Below are 14819 nucleotides of genomic sequence, written 5' to 3'. Positions count from 1 at the left end.
CTCACCGCTTCTTCGTCGGCATCATCGTCAGCACCGTGCCGAGCAGCGGTGCACCGGCGCGCTCGAGCCGGTACACCGCGTCGGTCAGCTGCTTGGTGGTGGTGCGGCCGTAGCGTGCGACCAGCAGAACGCCCTGCGAACGCGAGGCCAACAGTGCGGCATCGGCGGCCGGCAGCGAGGGCGCTGCCACCACGACGTAGTCGAACTGTGCGCTCAGCTCCTCCAGAAGGTCGGCCGCAGCGGTGGATTCGATGAGGTCTGTCGGATTGGCTGCGGTTGCGCCGGCAGCAAGCACCTGCAGCCCGGACGACTCCTGCAGGGCGTCGCGCAGCGTGGCCTCACCCGCGAGCACGGTGCTCAGACCGGTTGATCCCGGCAGCCCCAAGGACGACGTCACCGCCGGGTGGCGCAGGTCGGCGTCGACGAGCACCGTGCGGTGCCCGGCCCCGGCCAGTGCCTGCGCCAGGTTGACCGCCACGGAAGTGTGCCCGTCACTGCCGTCGGCGCCGGTCACCACGAGCACCCGGGGTCCGTCGGCAACGTGGAGAAAGCGCAGGCTGATCCGGAGTTCGCGGTAGGCGTCGGCGAGGGTGTCGGCGTCCTTGGTGGCCGGGATGCCGGCCAGCAGCCCGACCCCGGTCGCCTTCTCCAGGACGGCCGGGCTGCGCACCGAGTTGTCGAGCCGGTCACGCAGGAAAGCCACCACGACGCCGAGCAGCAGACCCATCACCGCGGCCAGCGCCAGGGTGCGCGTGGTCTTGGCATTCACCGGCGTGCTGGAGATCTCGGCTCGTTGCTGCACTATCACCCTGGCGTTGGGCGCCGCCCCCAACTCGGGAGTCTCCAACTCCGCTGCCATGACCACGAACTCGTCGGCCATGGTGTTGGCGATGTCGCGCGCCCGGGTTGCTGAGGAGTCCAGCACCGTGACGTCGATCAGCACGGTGTCCGCGGGCACCTCGGCTTCCACCTCCTCCTGGAGGTCAGCGGCGCTCATGTCGAGTCCGAGCTTGTCGATGGTGCGCTGCGCGAGCACCTCACCGGTCAGCAATTCGGTGTAGGACAGCACACGGCGTTCGGCGAACAGTCCGCCGTCGTAGGTCTGGCTGTTGGTGCCGTCGGAGGTGGTGGACACGAAAAGCCGTGTCGTCGACTCGTATTGCGGCGTGATGATGAAGGTATAGGCGAAGGCACCGAGGATCACGATGGCCGTGATGGCACAGATCGACTTCCACCGGGTACGCAGAACCTGCGCGAAGTCATGGACAGTCAACTGCGACCCTTCATCGCCGATCCACCGAGTGTGAGCGTCACGGTATCCCACAACGGGATGCAGGCCAAGGTAACCGGCACTTCGCTGGCAACATCATGGTTTCGACGTGACAAGAGCTGGCCGTTAGCGCATCAACCCGCAAGGGCGGCGGTATAGTCCCAGCCCTGTCGGTTCTACGGTTCTCGGACACCCGAAAGTGAAACAGCGTGCACCCGGTCAGTTCAATGTCGCCACTGGTTGTCCAGCAACTTCGAGCCGGAGCGGGCACGCTGGCGGCGCTGGTGGTGCTGGTGCTCCCCCTGCTGATGACGGGAGCCGCGCAGGCCGAGCCGGGTGAGGCCGAACCCGCGCCGACCGCTGATGTGAACTTGGACTGGGCCACGCTGGGGTTGGAGCCGGAGATTTATCTCAGCCCCAATGCCACCTCCACGTTCACAGTGCAGGTCCCCGAAGGTCTGAGCGCCGCGCGACTGCGCGGCACCATCAACGCCCCGATGAATGTGAACGCGGGTTATCTCGAAATCGACACCGCGGACGGCGATCTGCTGGCGACGGTCGACCTGCCACCTCCGACCCAGCCGGCCACCCCGCTGGACGTCGACATCTCGGCGGCACCGGTGCTGTCGTCGGCGGTGGAGCTGGCGATCACGCTGCGCACCCTCGACACGGCCGACCGGTTCTGCGGACCTCTGCAACAGGTCATGCTCAGCGATCTGTCCACCGTTTTCGCGGGCACCGCGGCACCGGCGGACACCATCGCCACGTTCTTTCCGCCGGTGCTGCAGCGCGTGGCCATCTTCACCCCGGAGGACGCCGACGCCGGTGAACAACAGGCCGCGCTGACGTTGGTCTCCACCCTGACCCGGCTGTATCACCCTCAGCCGGTGGCCATCACCGTCGACTCCGTGCGGCGGGGCCTGCCGCCGCCACCGGCAGGCGATCTGGCCCGCGCCATCCTGGTGGAGGCCGGGGACACCGCAGGCATGAGCGTCGAGAACGCCGGGACGCCCGGGGCCTACCTCCGGGTCGCGGGCACCGGGGACGAGCTGACCACCCAGGTGTCGCTGCTGGTGAATCAGCTGCAGACACTGGTCCAGACGGCGGCCACCCGGGTGGACCAGGCCGGCGCAGAGCCGGAGCTCAGCGGTGACACCCTGACGTTCAGCCAGCTGGACATCAGTGGCTCCACCGAGGTGGTGCGCACCGCGAGCCTGTCGGTGGGGGCCGATCGCTCCGCGCTGGGCCCCGGCCGGATCTCCGCCGTGCAGGTTCATCTGCTGGCCGACTACACGCCGGTGCCCGGCGATGATGTCGCAACCGTGCTCATCCGCTCGAACGGCATCGTGGTCTACCGGGCGGCCCTCGATTCCTCGGGCCGCCTCGATGCGACCTTCGACGTCGACGGACCCGCCTTCGGGCAGTGGCTGAATCTGGACTTCGCGCTCACCTATACCCCGAACGTGGTGTGCGGCCCGCTGATCGCGCCCGTCACCTTCCAGGTGGATCCGCGATCGACGCTGACCATGACCCGCGGTGGCCCGCCGCTCGGCGGCTTCGGCGCCCTGCCCTCGGAGTTCAGCCCCGCCTTCCTGGTCGCGTTCGACGGCAGCGGACCCGATCAGCTGCGCTACGCGGCCCGGGTGGTCGCCGCCATCGCGCGCCTGACCACTGCGCCGCTGACCCCGCAAGTGGTGGATGTGGCGACCGCGGCCGATGCCGACACCGGCGCGCTGATCGTCGCCGCGTCGGATGCCATTGCCCAGACATCGCTGAATCCGCCGATCCTCGCCGCGGACGCAGGCGTCGACATCGGTTTGCCCACGGAGTTGCGCGCCAGCATCGAGGGTGGTCTGGCTTCGATTCAGGCGTTCGCGGATGGACAGCGCAATCGCACGGTGATCCTGGTGACCACCACCGGCGAGTGGTCGCTGGTGGATCCGTTGCTGGACCGGATCTCCCGTGCTGATGCCGGCTGGTCGTCGCTGACCGGTGACGTGCTGGCGGCCGGGCCCTCAGGGCTCCCCACCAACGTCAGCATCCGCGACGTCGCGGCCGTCTACGAGCCCGCGGCCGCTCCGCAGTCGGGCACCGACCCGAAGCTCCTCTGGGGCGCCGGGGCAGCTTTCGTGGTGGTGCTGGCCGCCGTCGCCGCCATCGCATGGATGCGACGACGACGCATCAGCTGAGCGTCTCCCGGTAGAGGGCATCAGCCCTGTCCGCGATCGAGTGCCACCTGAACCGGTCGGCTTCTCCGGTCGCAGCGCCGGCCGCCTGGGCCAGTACAGCCTGTTCGTCGCACAGTGCGATCAGTTCGTCCGCGAGCGCCATGGCGGCGCGTGCCCCACCTTCACCGAGGTGTCCCGGCGTGCCGCACACCACCGCGGTGCCCGCTGAAAGCGCTTCCGCCGCTGCCATTTCGAACACCGCGGGGCTTGCCATGACGCAGATGTCGACCGCCTCGAACAGCCCCCCGGTGATCTGCCCCTCGGCGAGGTCGACACACAGCAGGGTCACCGAGGGGTGCACCGCCTTCACCAATTGGATTGCCTCGGTGAGGATGTCGATGCCAGCCTGATCATGGAGCCAACCGAGATAGCCGATCCGCAGGCGGCTGCCACGGTGTCTGCGGGTGCCGTCGTGACCCGAGGAACCAGTGTCGACGCCGACCGGGAGAACCCGAAGCTCCGACAACGGCAACGACCAGTATTCGGCGGCGGCCTGCGCACAGAACTGCGAAACGGGCATGAGCAGGTCGAACGCACGCAGCGCCCGCCGGTACAGCGCCTTCACCACCGGATGGTCCGAACCCGGTACGCGAAGATGATCGAAGCTGAGCACCTTGGCGCCATTGATCCCGGCGAGACACAGTGCCGCAGTGAAATTGTTGTGCACGTGTATGACGTCGGGTTCGACCCTCAGCATCGCTGCGCGGGTCCGGAGCGCGAGTTCCATGTCGTTCAGCGGTGGCTGCGTCCGGCACTCCAGGTCGACGATGTTCAGGTGACGCGCCGGTCCGGGTGGACGGGGCCCCGGCGCCGGCGGGGCCGCCGAGAACACCAGCACCGTGTCACCGCGATCCTGCTGCGCCACGGCCAGATCCACGATACGGCGTTCAGCCGCACTACCGAACGGGTATCCGACCGGCACAGCAGCCGATCCGACATGTGCAACTCTCATCGTCCTCCCCGTCCACCGATCTGGAAGCGTTGCCGCGGAAGGCGACTCGCCACCGTCTGTGACTATCGAGGACTCACGCTGCGGTGTCCATGGATCAACGGGGCCATTTTGGGTTGAACCCGGGAACTAGTTCCCGGTCCGATTGCGAGGCGCGGGAGAGGGCTGCGGCCTCCATCCTGGTACTGACACCGAGCTTCCCGAGGATGTTGTGGACGTGGTTCTTGACTGTGTGCAACGCGATGCAGAGCTGGTCGGCAATCTCCCTGTTCGACAGGCCCGCCTCCAACATGCGGAGGATCTCGACCTCGCGAGCCGTCAGGAAAGGGTCTCTGGCCACCGGTTCGTGTTGTGTCGCCAGCGACGACAGACGCTTGAGCAGGATCGCGGAAACCGAAGGCGGACAACTGGGTTGACCGTTACTGACCGCGCGGATGAGCTGCACGAGGTCACCGAGAGAGTGACTGCGCAAGTGGTAGCCCGCTACGCCGGCTTCGGCGAAGGACACAATGGCCGCCTCGTCCTCGACTGCGGCTCCAACGATGATCACCTTCGCATCCGGACACCTCTCCCGGATGAGCCGTACCAGCGCCACATTGTCGCGGGTGACCATGTTGATCAGCGCAATGTGTGGCACCGACTCCCGCAGGACCCTCTGCACGGAGTCGAGATCCCACGCCATCAACGGCTCAGGCAGACCCGCGGTGGTCAGGATCGCGGCCAGGTTCTCCCGGTGAAGAGTGCTGTCATCAACGAGCAGCGTCGCGACGGGCAGAGGTGGAAGCGCCGGCTCCACCGGGAGGGGCACAGGCGACAGCGCCGTGGACCGGAGGCGATTTCGATCGCTGGCCTGTTGGTCTAACGATGTCGCGTGTTGACCGGATTGACAATGAACCATTGCCATGATTCCACCTTCAGTGCTGCACGATGAGATTCTCGTATCAACTTGTCGAAGGCCGAACACGGGCCCCCTCGCCCCGGCTCAGTTTCAAGCCGACCAAATATGGCAGAACCTGCCACGACTGTGCCGACTTTCCACCTTGGCTCTTCGACGCTACTGGAGTGAAGTTTGCTGACAGTCTCAAGCAATGGTAAGTGTTCCACTTCACCCAGGTCAACGCGACGGTATCGCCAGATCCGGCCAGATTTTGAATATGGAACTAGACCTCGATGAATCCATCACGTGCGATATCTCGCGTTAACGCAGTTCAGGGGTGTATGTCGGGGCAATAGGGCGGAGTGGGAGGCCCCCTGCGCGACCGTATCCCTCGCAAACCTTATGTGACTCTCAGAATTCAGCACGCCAAAACCCGCCAACTATGACGCTTCTGTAATCTTCTTCTCAGCCGACGACTCGGCGCCGGTGCTGAGCAACGTTGCCGTCAATATCGTCGCGATACTGGGCTGCTCTGATGTCTGTTTGCTAGAAATTCACGTTGCCGTTCGCGCAAACGGGCCCGCAAGCTAGGGATTCGTTCAACCCAGAATCAGCCCGGAAGTCGGCACTCCAGTGCCTGCGGTGACGAGCACGTGTTCCACGCCGTCGACCTGGTTGACCGACGTGCCCCGAAGCTGACGCACGCCCTCGGCGATGCCGTTCATGCCGTGGATGTAGGCCTCGCCGAGCTGCCCGCCATGGGTGTTGATGGGCAGCTTCCCGCCGATCTCGATGGCGCCGCCGGCGATGAAGTCCTTGGCCTCGCCCTTGCCGCAGAAGCCGAGCTCCTCCAACTGGATCAGGGTGTAGGGGGTGAAGTGGTCGTAGAGCACGGCGGTCTGGATGTCGGCCGGACTCAGCCCACTCTGCCCCCACAGCTGCCGGCCCACCAGACCCATCTCCGGCAGGCCCAGCTCGTCGCGGTAGTAGGAGTACATGGTGAACTGGTCGGCACCAGCACCCTGGGCGGCCGCTTCGATGATCGCCGGCCGGTGCCGGAGATCGCGCGCCCGCTCCGGGGTGGTGACCACGATGGCCACCCCGCCGTCGGTTTCCTGGCAGCAGTCCAGCAACCGCAGCGGCTCGGCGATCCACCGCGAATTCTGGTGATCCTCGATGGTGATCGGCTTGCCGTAGAAGTGCGCCTTCGGGTTGGTGGCAGCGTGCTTGCGGTCGGCCACCGAGACAGCACCGAAATCCGCACTGGTGGCGCCGAATTCGTGCATGTAGCGCTGGGCGATCATGGCCACCGACGCCGCCGGCGTGCTCAGTCCGTGCGGATAGGACCAGCTGTACTCGACGCCACGGGAGTCCGCATTGACCGTCAGCCCGGTCATCACCTGGCCGAAGCGGAACTCCGAACGTTCGTTGAAGGCGCGGTAGGCCACCACCACCTCGGCCACACCCGCGGCGACGGCGAGGGCGGCCTGCTGCACCGTGGCGGCCGCTGCACCGCCGCCGTAACCGATCTGGCTGAAAAAGCTGAGATCACCGATGCCGGTGGCCCTGGCAACGGCGGTCTCGAGGTTGGAGTCCATGGTGAAGGTCACCAGGCCGTCGACGTCGGACGGTTGCAGGCCGGCATCGTCGAGCGCGTCGAGCACCGCCTCGGCGGCCAGCCGTAATTCGCTGCGGCCGGAGTTCTTGGAGAAGTCCGTGGCGCCGATCCCGGCGATGGCGGCTTTACCTGACAGAGTCACTGCGCCCCCAGAGTGAGTGTGGAGGTGGCGATCACGTGATTGCCCAAACTGTTGGCGCCCACCACTTTCAGCGTCACTCGGTCGCCGTCGATCTCGGTGACCTCACCGGTGAACGTGATGGTGTCGTAGGCGTACCACGGCACCCCGAGTCGCAACTTGATCGAGGTGACGACGGCGCGGGGGCCGGCCCAGTCCGTGACGTACCGGCCCACCAGCCCGGTGTCGGTGAGGATGTTGACGAAGATGTCCTTGGACCCCTTGGCCTGCGCCTTGTCCCGGTCGTGGTGCACGTCCTGGTAGTCGCGGGTGGCGATGGCCGTGGACACGATGAAGGTGGGGTCGCCGTAGATCTTCAGCTCCGGCAGTTGGGTTCCCACCTCGAGTGTTGCGCTCACGCTTGCGGCTCCCATGCGTACAAGGTCCAGGCCGGGCTGATGTCACTGTCTGGGAAGTCGAGATATGTTGCGCTGACCGGCATTCCGATCTTCACCTGGTCCGGGTCCACGCCGCGGAGCTCGCCGAGCATACGCACACCCTCCTCCAACTCGATGAGTGCGATCACGAACGGCACGCTGCGGCCGGGCACCTTCGGCGCGTGGTGCACCACGTAGCTGTACACCGTGCCCTTGCCGGAGGCGACGACATAGTCGACGGGTGCGTCTTTGTCGGCCCACACCGCAGGCACCGGCGGATGTTGCAGGGTGCCGTCGGGGCGCCGCTGGATGCGCAGCTCGTGCGCGGCAACGCCGTCCCAGAAGAACTTGGTGTCGCGCGACGACGCCGGACGCATCAGCTTGTCGGGGTCGAGATCTTCTGGCAGCGCGCTGGTTTCGGCCGGTTTCTGATTGGCTGCCGGCCGGAACTTCATGATGCGCCAGTCCATGTCGGCCACTTCTTCATCACCGACGTGCCAGCGGATCTTCTGGTTGATGAAGTACCCCTCGCCCAGGGCGGTCTGCTTGGGTCCGACGATGCCGACGATCTCGGCACTCATCACCACCTGCTCGCCGGGTTTGAGGTAACGGTGGTAGGTCTGGTCGCAGTTGGTGGCGACAACGCCGACGTACCCGGCGTCGTCGAACATCGTCATCGCGCGTCCCAGCGGGTCATCGCCGGAGCGTGTGCGGCCCAGCCCCATCATCGTCCAGACCTGGATCATCGCCGGTGGTGCGACGATGCCCTCATGGCCGGCGGCCCGGGCGGCGTCCTCGTCGACGTAGATCGGGTTGGTGTCGCCGATGGCGTCCACCCAGTGGTGGATCATGGGCTCATTCACCGGGTCCCGGGCAGGAGTCGGCGCGCTGCGCCCGTCGGCCAGCAGCGCGTCGATGCCGGCCTGCAGGTCACTCACCGGGACACCCGGGGAACCTTGAGCCCGGACGCCGCGATCATCTCCCGCATCACTTCGTTGACACCTCCACCGAAGGTGATGACCAGATTGCGTTTGGTCATCTTGTCCAGCCAGTCGAGCAGCTCGCCGGTCTCCGGGTCCGCCGGGTTGCCGTAGGTGCCCACAATCTCCTCGGCCAGTCGCCCGACCTCCTGGATGCGCTCGGTGGAGAAGACCTTGGTGGCTGCGGCGTCGGCGACGGCGATGGTCTCCCCGGAGGCCGCGACCTGCCAGTTCAGCAGCTCGTTGACCCGCCAGATGGCTTTGATCTGCCCGAGCAGCCGCGCCACGTCCTGGTTCTCGATGGGTGTGACGCCGTCCGAGCCGGGCTTGGAGGCCCAGGCGCGCACCTGGTCGTAGATGCCGGCCACGCGGCCGGCCGGCCCCAGCCCGACCCGCTCGTGGTTGAGCTGGGTGGTGATGAGCTTCCAGCCGCCGTTCTCCTCGCCGACCAGCATGTCGGCGGGCACGCGCACGTCGTTGTAGTACGACGCGTTGGTGTGATGCGCCCCGTCGGACAGGATGATCGGCGTCCAGGAGAACCCTGGGTCCTTCGTGTCGACGATCAGGATCGAGATGCCTTTGTGCTTGGCGGCATCGGGGTCGGTACGCACGGCCAACCAGATGTAGTCGGCGTCGTGGGCGCCGGTGGTCCACATCTTCTGCCCGTTGACGATGTATTCGTCGCCGTGGCGGACCGCGGACGTGCGTAGCGACGCGAGGTCGGTACCGGCCTCGGGCTCGGAATAGCCGATCGCGAAATGGATGTCACCGGAGAGAATTCCGGGCAGGAACTTCTTCTTCTGTTCCTCGGTGCCGTACACCTGCAGGGTGGGCCCCACGGTCTGCAGCGTCACCAGCGGCAGCGGCACGTCGGCGCGGTTGGCCTCGTTGACGAAGATCTGTTGCTCCACCGGACCGAAGCCCAGGCCCCCGTACTCCTTCGGCCAGCCGACGCCCAATTTGCCGTCGGTACCCATCCGCTTGATCACCGCGCGGTAGGCCTCGTTGTGCCGGTTGGACTCCATCGCTGCCGCCTCCTCCGGCGTGATCAGCGTCGAGAAGTACTGCCGCAGTTCGGCTTGCAGCGCCCGCTGCTCGGGTGTCAGTTCGATGTACATCTACACTCCCACCAGATCCAATCGGTGTGTCGGCCCGCCCAGGATCCGCGTCAGGTCCTTGATCGAGGAGTAGAAGCGGTCCATCGGGTAGGTGATGTCCATGCCCATCCCGCCGTGCAGGTGATGGCACAGCCGCATGGCGGGGGCAGCCTGCGACGACAGCCAGTAGCCCAGCACCGCAAGGTCTTCGTCGGCGTCGAGCCCTTGAGACAGTCGCCACACCGCCGAGGTGGACAGCAGCGAGATGGTGCGTGAGGCGATGTAGACCTCGGACAGTTGCGCGGCCACCGTCTGGAACGTCGACAGCGGTCTGCCGAACTGTTCGCGGGTGGCCACATAATCGGCGGTCAGACGCAGCGCGCCGGCCACCAGACCCGCGGCGAAGGCGCCGATGGTGACCAGTGCCAGTTGATTGACGCGGGTAGCGGTGACGTCGGCCAGTACATCGTCGTCACCGACCGCCACGTCGGCGAACGTCACGACGCATTCTTCGGCGCCGGTCGACGACGGGGTGCTGGTGACCGTCAGACCCGCAGCGTCACCGGGCACGACCACCACGGCGCTGTCGGTGCTCACCACGATCCACTTGGCCTGTGCGGCATGGCTGACCGCGATCTTGGTGCCGTTGAGCACCCCCGCGGCGAAAGTGACAGCCGGATGCTCGGGCAACGATCTGCCCGGCTCGTTGAGCGCCAGCGTCACGATGGCGCCTCCTGGCACATCCGCCAGGTAGCGCTGCTGCTGACTGTCGGTCGCCGCGTCACGCAACACCGCGGTGGCACCCAGCGTCGCCAGTGCAGGACCGACGGTGCCGTGCCGACCGATCTCGGTCAGCGCCGTCGCGATCTCCGCGAGTCCCACGCCGTCGCCGCCGACATGCTCGGGCACCCCGAGTGCGGTGACACCGCCGGAAACCAGTGCGTCCCAACTGTTGTCACGATCCAGCACCGAAGTCACCACGTCGGCGACAGCCTGCTGGCCTTCGTCGGGGGTGAAGTCCATCAGGCGCCCTTACCCGTGTAGTCCACCTGCCAGTGCTTGATCCCGTTGAGCCAGCCCGACATCAACCGCTCGGGTTCGCCGATGGGCTTGAGGTCGGGCATCGCGTCGGCGACCGCGTTGAAGATCAGGTTGATGGTCATCCGGGCCAGGTTGGCTCCGATGCAGTAGTGCGCTCCGGTGCCGCCGAACCCGACGTGCGGGTTGGGGCTGCGCAGGATGTTGAACTCGTGCGGGTTGTCGAACACCTCGTCGTCGAAGTTGGCCGAGCGGTAGGACATCACGACGCGCTCGCCCTTCTTGATCTGCACTCCGGACAGCTCGGTGTCTTCCAGGGCGGTGCGCTGGAACGCCGACACCGGGGTGGCCCAGCGGACGATCTCATCGGCCGCGGACTCCGGGCGCTCCCGCTTGTACAGCTCCCACTGCTCGGGGTGCTGAGAGAAGGCAATCATGCCGTGGGTGATGGAGTTACGCGTGGTCTCGTTGCCGGCCACCGCCAGCATCACGACGAAGAAGCCGAACTCGTCGTCGGAGAGCTTCTCGCCGTCGAGGTCGGCCTGGACAAGGGTGGTGACGATGTCGTCGGTGGGGTTCTTGGCCCGCTCCTCGGCCATCTTCATGGCGTAGGTGATGAGCTCGAAGGAGGACATGGCCGGATCGATGTCGGCGTACTCCGGGTCCTCCCCCGCCGTCATCTCGTTGGACCAGCGGAACAGCTTGTCGCGGTCTTCCTGCGGCACCCCGAGCAGCCCGGCGATGGCCTGCAGCGGCAACTCGCAGGAGACCTGCTCGACGAAATCGCCGCTGCCCTCGGCGGCCGCGGTCTCGGCGATCTGGCGGGCGCGGGTGCGCAGTTCGTCCTCCAGGCGGCCGATGGCGCGAGGCGTGAACCCGCGCGAGATGATCTTGCGCAGCCGCGTGTGCTGCGGGGCGTCCATGTTCAGCAGCACGGCCTTCTGCAGATCGATCGCCGAGCGCTCCATGCCCTGCGGCCACACCGGGATGGCGCCGTCGGGCGAGCTGCCGAAGACGTCGTTGCGCTTGGAGACGTCCTTGACATCGGCGTGCTTGGTGACGAGCCAGTAGCCCGGGTCACCGAAGCCACCCGTCCCTCCCGGGACGTCGACCCAGTGGATAGGCTCGGACCTGCGCAGCTCGGCGAGTTCTTCGACCGGCAGCCGCTCGAGGTTCAGGTTCGCGTCGAGAAAATCGAATTCGGCGGGAATGGGGCTGGACTTCGGGGTGGGCATGCTTGTGCGCTCCTCAAATGCAACGTGTTCTAGTGCCAGTAAAACATGCCTCCACTGCAGATGAAAGGCATGGCGGCATCGCTGCTTGTCAGAGTAATGAAACGTGTTCTAGCCTGACGGAATGGGTACCCCTGTCATTGTCGAAGCCACCCGCAGCCCCATCGGCAAGCGCGGCGGCTGGTTGTCCGGACTGCACGCCACCGAGTTGTTGGGGGCCACGCAGAAGGCGCTGGTCGACAAGGCCGGCATCGACGCAGGCATCGTCGAGCAGGTGATCGGCGGCTGCGTCACCCAGTTCGGCGAGCAGTCCAACAACATCACCCGGGTCGGGTGGCTGGTCGCCGGTCTGCCCGATCACGTAGGCGCCATGACGGTGGACTGCCAGTGCGGCAGCGGCCAGCAGGCCAACGGACTGATCGCCGGCCTGATCGCTGCGGGCGCCATCGACGTCGGTATCGCCTGCGGTATCGAGGCGATGAGTCGCGTCGGTCTGGGCGCCAATGCCGGCCCCGATCGCAGCATCATCCGGCCGGCGTCCTGGGACATCGACATGCCCGACCAGTTCACCGCCGCCGAACGAATCGCCAAGCGCCGCGGCATCTCCCGCGAGGACATCGACCAGTTCGGCTTCGACTCGCAACGCAAGGCCAAGCAGGCCTGGGCCGAGGGGCGCTTCGACCGCGAGATCAGCGGCATCGAGGCCCCGGTGCTCGACGAGCTGAAGCAGCCCACCGCCGATCGTCACATCGTGAGCAAGGACCAGGGGCTGCGCGACACCACACTCGAGGGGTTGGCGTCGCTGAAACCGGTACTCGAGGGCGGCATCCACACCGCAGGCACCTCCTCCCAGATCTCCGACGGCGCCGCGGCGGTGCTGTGGATGGACGAGGCCAAGGCCAGGGCGCTGGGTCTGACGCCGCGGGCGCGGATCGTCAGCCAGGCCCTCGTCGGCGCGGAGCCCTACTACCACCTCGACGGCCCGGTGCAGTCGACGGCCAAGGTGCTGGAGAAGGCGGGCATGAAGATCGGTGACATCGACATCACCGAGATCAACGAGGCGTTCGCCTCGGTGGTGCTGTCCTGGGCGCGGGTGCACGAGCCGGACATGGACACCGTCAACGTCAACGGCGGAGCCATCGCACTGGGACACCCGGTGGGCAGCACCGGCAGCCGGTTGATCACCTCCGCGCTGCACGAGTTGGAGCGCAGCGACAAGACCACCGCGCTGATCACCATGTGCGCCGGCGGTGCTCTCTCTACCGGGACGATCATCGAGCGAATCTGATGTCGATGTCCGTCAACGAGGTTCGTGAATTCACCGAGTCCGAACGCATCGCGGCCGCGCGGTCCTACATCGAGGCACTGGTGAGTCACGACGCCAACGCGGTGCCGTTCGCACCGGGGTGCACCCGCGTGGAAATGGGGCTCAAGACCGGTTTCTCGGGAGAACACCTGCGCCGCAGCCTCAATCGCGGGCCGCAGTACCGCGTCATCGCCTCCGGGTCGGCGCCGGTGTTCACCGTCGACGGAGATACCGTGCGGGCCCGCTTCGAACTGCTGACCAAGCCCCGGTTCGCGGGCCGGCGGGTGGGCGCGCGCATCGACGAGACCTTCGTGATTCCCGCCAGCGGCCGCGGTAGGGCCGAGATCCATCACATCCGGGCCGGTATCCGGCCGTTCCTGACGAGCTGAGGCATCGATGGCCAATCCGCCCCGCGCGCTGAACTCCACCCAGACCGGCACCCTCATCAAGTGGATGTCGCGGGCCAACACCTGGATCTTCAAGAAGACCGGCGGCCGCTTCGGCGACAAGTTCCTGCGCGGCGCCCCGGTGGGCATCCTGACCACCACCGGGCGCAAGTCCGGTGAGCCCAGGGAGAGCCCGCTGCTGTTCCTGCAGGAGGGCAGGCGCATCATCTTGGTGGCGTCGCAGGGCGGACGGGCCAACAACCCGATGTGGTACCTCAACCTCAAGGCCAACCCAGCGGTGACCTTCCAGACCAAACACGAGGTGCTGCGCCTGTCCGCCCGGGACGCCACCGATGCCGAACGTGACGAGTACTGGCCGAAACTCGACGCGATGTATCCCGATTTCGCGACTTACCGGTCCTACACCGACCGCACGATCCCGATCGTCATCTGCGATCCGGTTTAGGCGGCTGAATACTTAGATCGTTTACGTTACGATTTCGCAATGCGTGGACTACGAGTGGCGGTGCTGGCCGCCGGCGCTGCCCTGGCCCTGGCGCTGGCCCCCACCGCGGCAGCTGATCCGGACGAGGCTTTCGCCGAGCAGTTGCACACCTTCGGGATCTACGGGCAGAAGGACTACAACGCCTGGATCGGCAAGATCATGTGCAAGCGGCTGCGCAACGGCCACGACCCGGATGCCTTCGCCTCGGCGAAGTTCGTGCACGACCAGCTGCAGAAGGGCTCCACCACGGATCAGGCCTGGCAGTTCGTCGGCGCCGGTATCCCGATCTACTGCCCCGACCAGACGTTCGTGTTGCAGCGCGCCGCCGAGAGTAGGAACTGATGCGTCGAATCCTGGTGACCGCGCTCGCCTTCACCGCCCTGGCCACAGCCGCCCCGGCCGCCGCAGATGCCACCGACGAGTATCCGATCCCGTCGCGGATGCTCAAGACCACCTGCACCGTCGATCAGTACATGGCCGCTGTCCGCGACACCGACCCGGTGTACTACGAGCGCTACATCATCGACTACAACAACAAGTCCCCCGACGTGCAGAAGTGGGCCCGCGACCGCATCACCTGGTTCTTCTCCATGGACTACGCCGGCCGGCGCGCCTACTCCGAAGAGACCGCCACCAACGCCTTCTACGAGACCCTGGCCTGGAACTGGCCCAACTGGGCCAAGCTGTTCTTCAACAACAAAGGCGTTGTCGCCCACGGCACCGAAGTCTGCATGAACTACCCACCGGTGGATCCCACCGTCTGGACCTGGTAGCCCGA

At 66.4% G+C, this 14819-nt stretch carries 15 protein-coding genes; 6 read left to right on the top strand and 9 right to left on the bottom strand.

Annotated features, from left to right (window positions below; all coding sequences use genetic code 11):
* Position 1: 1 nt before the first annotated feature.
* Positions 2 to 1273, bottom strand: coding sequence for a tyrosine-protein kinase domain-containing protein (locus tag G6N58_RS11195; protein ID WP_232067822.1), 1272 nt, complete (start codon positions 1271 to 1273; stop codon positions 2 to 4).
* 224 nt (positions 1274 to 1497) lie between these two features.
* On the opposite strand from G6N58_RS11195, the gene G6N58_RS11190 reads away from it, so the two are divergent.
* Entirely contained in the window at positions 1498 to 3459 is a 1962-nt protein-coding gene (locus G6N58_RS11190) for a hypothetical protein (RefSeq protein ID WP_115278656.1), read from the top strand.
* On the opposite strand, the gene G6N58_RS11185 is transcribed toward G6N58_RS11190, so the two are convergent.
* The 8 genes from G6N58_RS11185 to G6N58_RS11150 form a co-directional block, all read right to left on the bottom strand.
* Positions 3452 to 4450 (bottom strand): glycosyltransferase family 4 protein, encoded by a 999-nt coding sequence (locus G6N58_RS11185; protein ID WP_115278657.1) that lies wholly within the window; start codon positions 4448 to 4450, stop codon positions 3452 to 3454. The two genes, G6N58_RS11190 and G6N58_RS11185, sit on opposite strands and share 8 nt — an antisense overlap.
* A 94-nt stretch (positions 4451 to 4544) precedes the next feature.
* Positions 4545 to 5351 carry a response regulator transcription factor gene (locus G6N58_RS11180; protein ID WP_115278658.1) on the bottom strand — a complete coding sequence of 269 codons (807 nt, stop codon included), beginning with the start codon at positions 5349 to 5351 and terminating at the stop codon, positions 4545 to 4547.
* Positions 5352 to 5923: 572 nt separating this feature from the next.
* Positions 5924 to 7078, bottom strand: a complete 1155-nt coding sequence (ltp2, locus tag G6N58_RS11175) for a 17-hydroxy-3-oxo-4-pregnene-20-carboxyl-CoA lyase (RefSeq protein WP_172545078.1) — start codon at positions 7076 to 7078, stop codon at positions 5924 to 5926.
* A gap of 2 nt (positions 7079 to 7080) precedes the next feature.
* Positions 7081 to 7494 carry a MaoC family dehydratase gene (locus tag G6N58_RS11170; protein ID WP_172544985.1) on the bottom strand — a complete coding sequence of 138 codons (414 nt, stop codon included), beginning with the start codon at positions 7492 to 7494 and terminating at the stop codon, positions 7081 to 7083.
* Positions 7476 to 8435, bottom strand: a complete 960-nt coding sequence (locus G6N58_RS11165; RefSeq protein ID WP_115278659.1) for a bifunctional MaoC family dehydratase N-terminal/OB-fold nucleic acid binding domain-containing protein — start codon at positions 8433 to 8435, stop codon at positions 7476 to 7478. The genes G6N58_RS11170 and G6N58_RS11165 overlap by 19 nt, the downstream gene beginning before the upstream one ends.
* On the bottom strand, positions 8432 to 9595 hold the full coding sequence (gene fadE29 / locus G6N58_RS11160) for an acyl-CoA dehydrogenase FadE29 (protein ID WP_115278660.1): 1164 nt from the start codon (positions 9593 to 9595) through the stop codon (positions 8432 to 8434). The genes G6N58_RS11165 and fadE29 overlap by 4 nt, the downstream gene beginning before the upstream one ends.
* Positions 9596 to 10597, bottom strand: coding sequence for an acyl-CoA dehydrogenase family protein (locus G6N58_RS11155; protein ID WP_115278661.1), 1002 nt, complete (start codon positions 10595 to 10597; stop codon positions 9596 to 9598).
* On the bottom strand, positions 10597 to 11847 hold the full coding sequence (locus G6N58_RS11150) for a cytochrome P450 (protein WP_115278662.1): 1251 nt from the start codon (positions 11845 to 11847) through the stop codon (positions 10597 to 10599). Before G6N58_RS11150 ends, G6N58_RS11155 begins: the two co-directional genes overlap by 1 nt.
* A 121-nt stretch (positions 11848 to 11968) precedes the next feature.
* On the opposite strand from G6N58_RS11150, the gene G6N58_RS11145 reads away from it, so the two are divergent.
* Genes G6N58_RS11145 through G6N58_RS11125 form a run of 5 tightly spaced genes read left to right on the top strand, consistent with a single transcriptional unit; the run spans position 11969 to position 14814 of the window.
* Positions 11969 to 13132: a steroid 3-ketoacyl-CoA thiolase gene (locus G6N58_RS11145; RefSeq protein WP_068914793.1), complete on the top strand. Its 1164-nt coding sequence runs from the start codon at positions 11969 to 11971 to the stop codon at positions 13130 to 13132.
* A gap of 5 nt (positions 13133 to 13137) precedes the next feature.
* Positions 13138 to 13539 (top strand): DUF8021 domain-containing protein, encoded by a 402-nt coding sequence (locus G6N58_RS11140; RefSeq protein WP_115281582.1) that lies wholly within the window; start codon positions 13138 to 13140, stop codon positions 13537 to 13539.
* A gap of 7 nt (positions 13540 to 13546) precedes the next feature.
* Positions 13547 to 14002 (top strand): nitroreductase family deazaflavin-dependent oxidoreductase, encoded by a 456-nt coding sequence (locus tag G6N58_RS11135; RefSeq protein ID WP_115278663.1) that lies wholly within the window; start codon positions 13547 to 13549, stop codon positions 14000 to 14002.
* Positions 14003 to 14041: 39 nt separating this feature from the next.
* Entirely contained in the window at positions 14042 to 14383 is a 342-nt protein-coding gene (locus G6N58_RS11130; RefSeq protein WP_115278664.1) for a DUF732 domain-containing protein, read from the top strand.
* A complete protein-coding gene (locus tag G6N58_RS11125; RefSeq protein ID WP_068914790.1) occupies positions 14383 to 14814 on the top strand; it encodes a DUF5078 domain-containing protein in 432 nt (143 codons plus the stop codon). The genes G6N58_RS11130 and G6N58_RS11125 overlap by 1 nt, the downstream gene beginning before the upstream one ends.
* Positions 14815 to 14819: the final 5 nt, after the last annotated feature.

It is taken from the genome of Mycolicibacterium tokaiense (assembly GCF_010725885.1).
Classification (GTDB): Bacteria; Actinomycetota; Actinomycetes; order Mycobacteriales; family Mycobacteriaceae; genus Mycobacterium; species Mycobacterium tokaiense.
This window is presented reverse-complemented; position numbering and strand designations above follow the sequence as displayed.

Coding starts and splice junctions, on each gene's coding strand:
- G6N58_RS11190 (WP_115278656.1), top strand. CDS start 1,498: ATGTCGCCACTGGTTGTCCAGCAACTTCGAGCCGGAGCGGGCACGCTG.
- G6N58_RS11155 (WP_115278661.1), bottom strand. CDS start 10,597: ATGGACTTCACCCCCGACGAAGGCCAGCAGGCTGTCGCCGACGTGGTG.
- G6N58_RS11140 (WP_115281582.1), top strand. CDS start 13,138: ATGTCCGTCAACGAGGTTCGTGAATTCACCGAGTCCGAACGCATCGCG.
- G6N58_RS11130 (WP_115278664.1), top strand. CDS start 14,042: ATGCGTGGACTACGAGTGGCGGTGCTGGCCGCCGGCGCTGCCCTGGCC.
- G6N58_RS11135 (WP_115278663.1), top strand. CDS start 13,547: ATGGCCAATCCGCCCCGCGCGCTGAACTCCACCCAGACCGGCACCCTC.
- G6N58_RS11185 (WP_115278657.1), bottom strand. CDS start 4,450: ATGAGAGTTGCACATGTCGGATCGGCTGCTGTGCCGGTCGGATACCCG.
- G6N58_RS11125 (WP_068914790.1), top strand. CDS start 14,383: ATGCGTCGAATCCTGGTGACCGCGCTCGCCTTCACCGCCCTGGCCACA.
- G6N58_RS11170 (WP_172544985.1), bottom strand. CDS start 7,494: ATGGGAGCCGCAAGCGTGAGCGCAACACTCGAGGTGGGAACCCAACTG.
- G6N58_RS11150 (WP_115278662.1), bottom strand. CDS start 11,847: ATGCCCACCCCGAAGTCCAGCCCCATTCCCGCCGAATTCGATTTTCTC.
- G6N58_RS11180 (WP_115278658.1), bottom strand. CDS start 5,351: ATGGCAATGGTTCATTGTCAATCCGGTCAACACGCGACATCGTTAGAC.
- G6N58_RS11145 (WP_068914793.1), top strand. CDS start 11,969: ATGGGTACCCCTGTCATTGTCGAAGCCACCCGCAGCCCCATCGGCAAG.
- fadE29 (WP_115278660.1), bottom strand. CDS start 9,595: ATGTACATCGAACTGACACCCGAGCAGCGGGCGCTGCAAGCCGAACTG.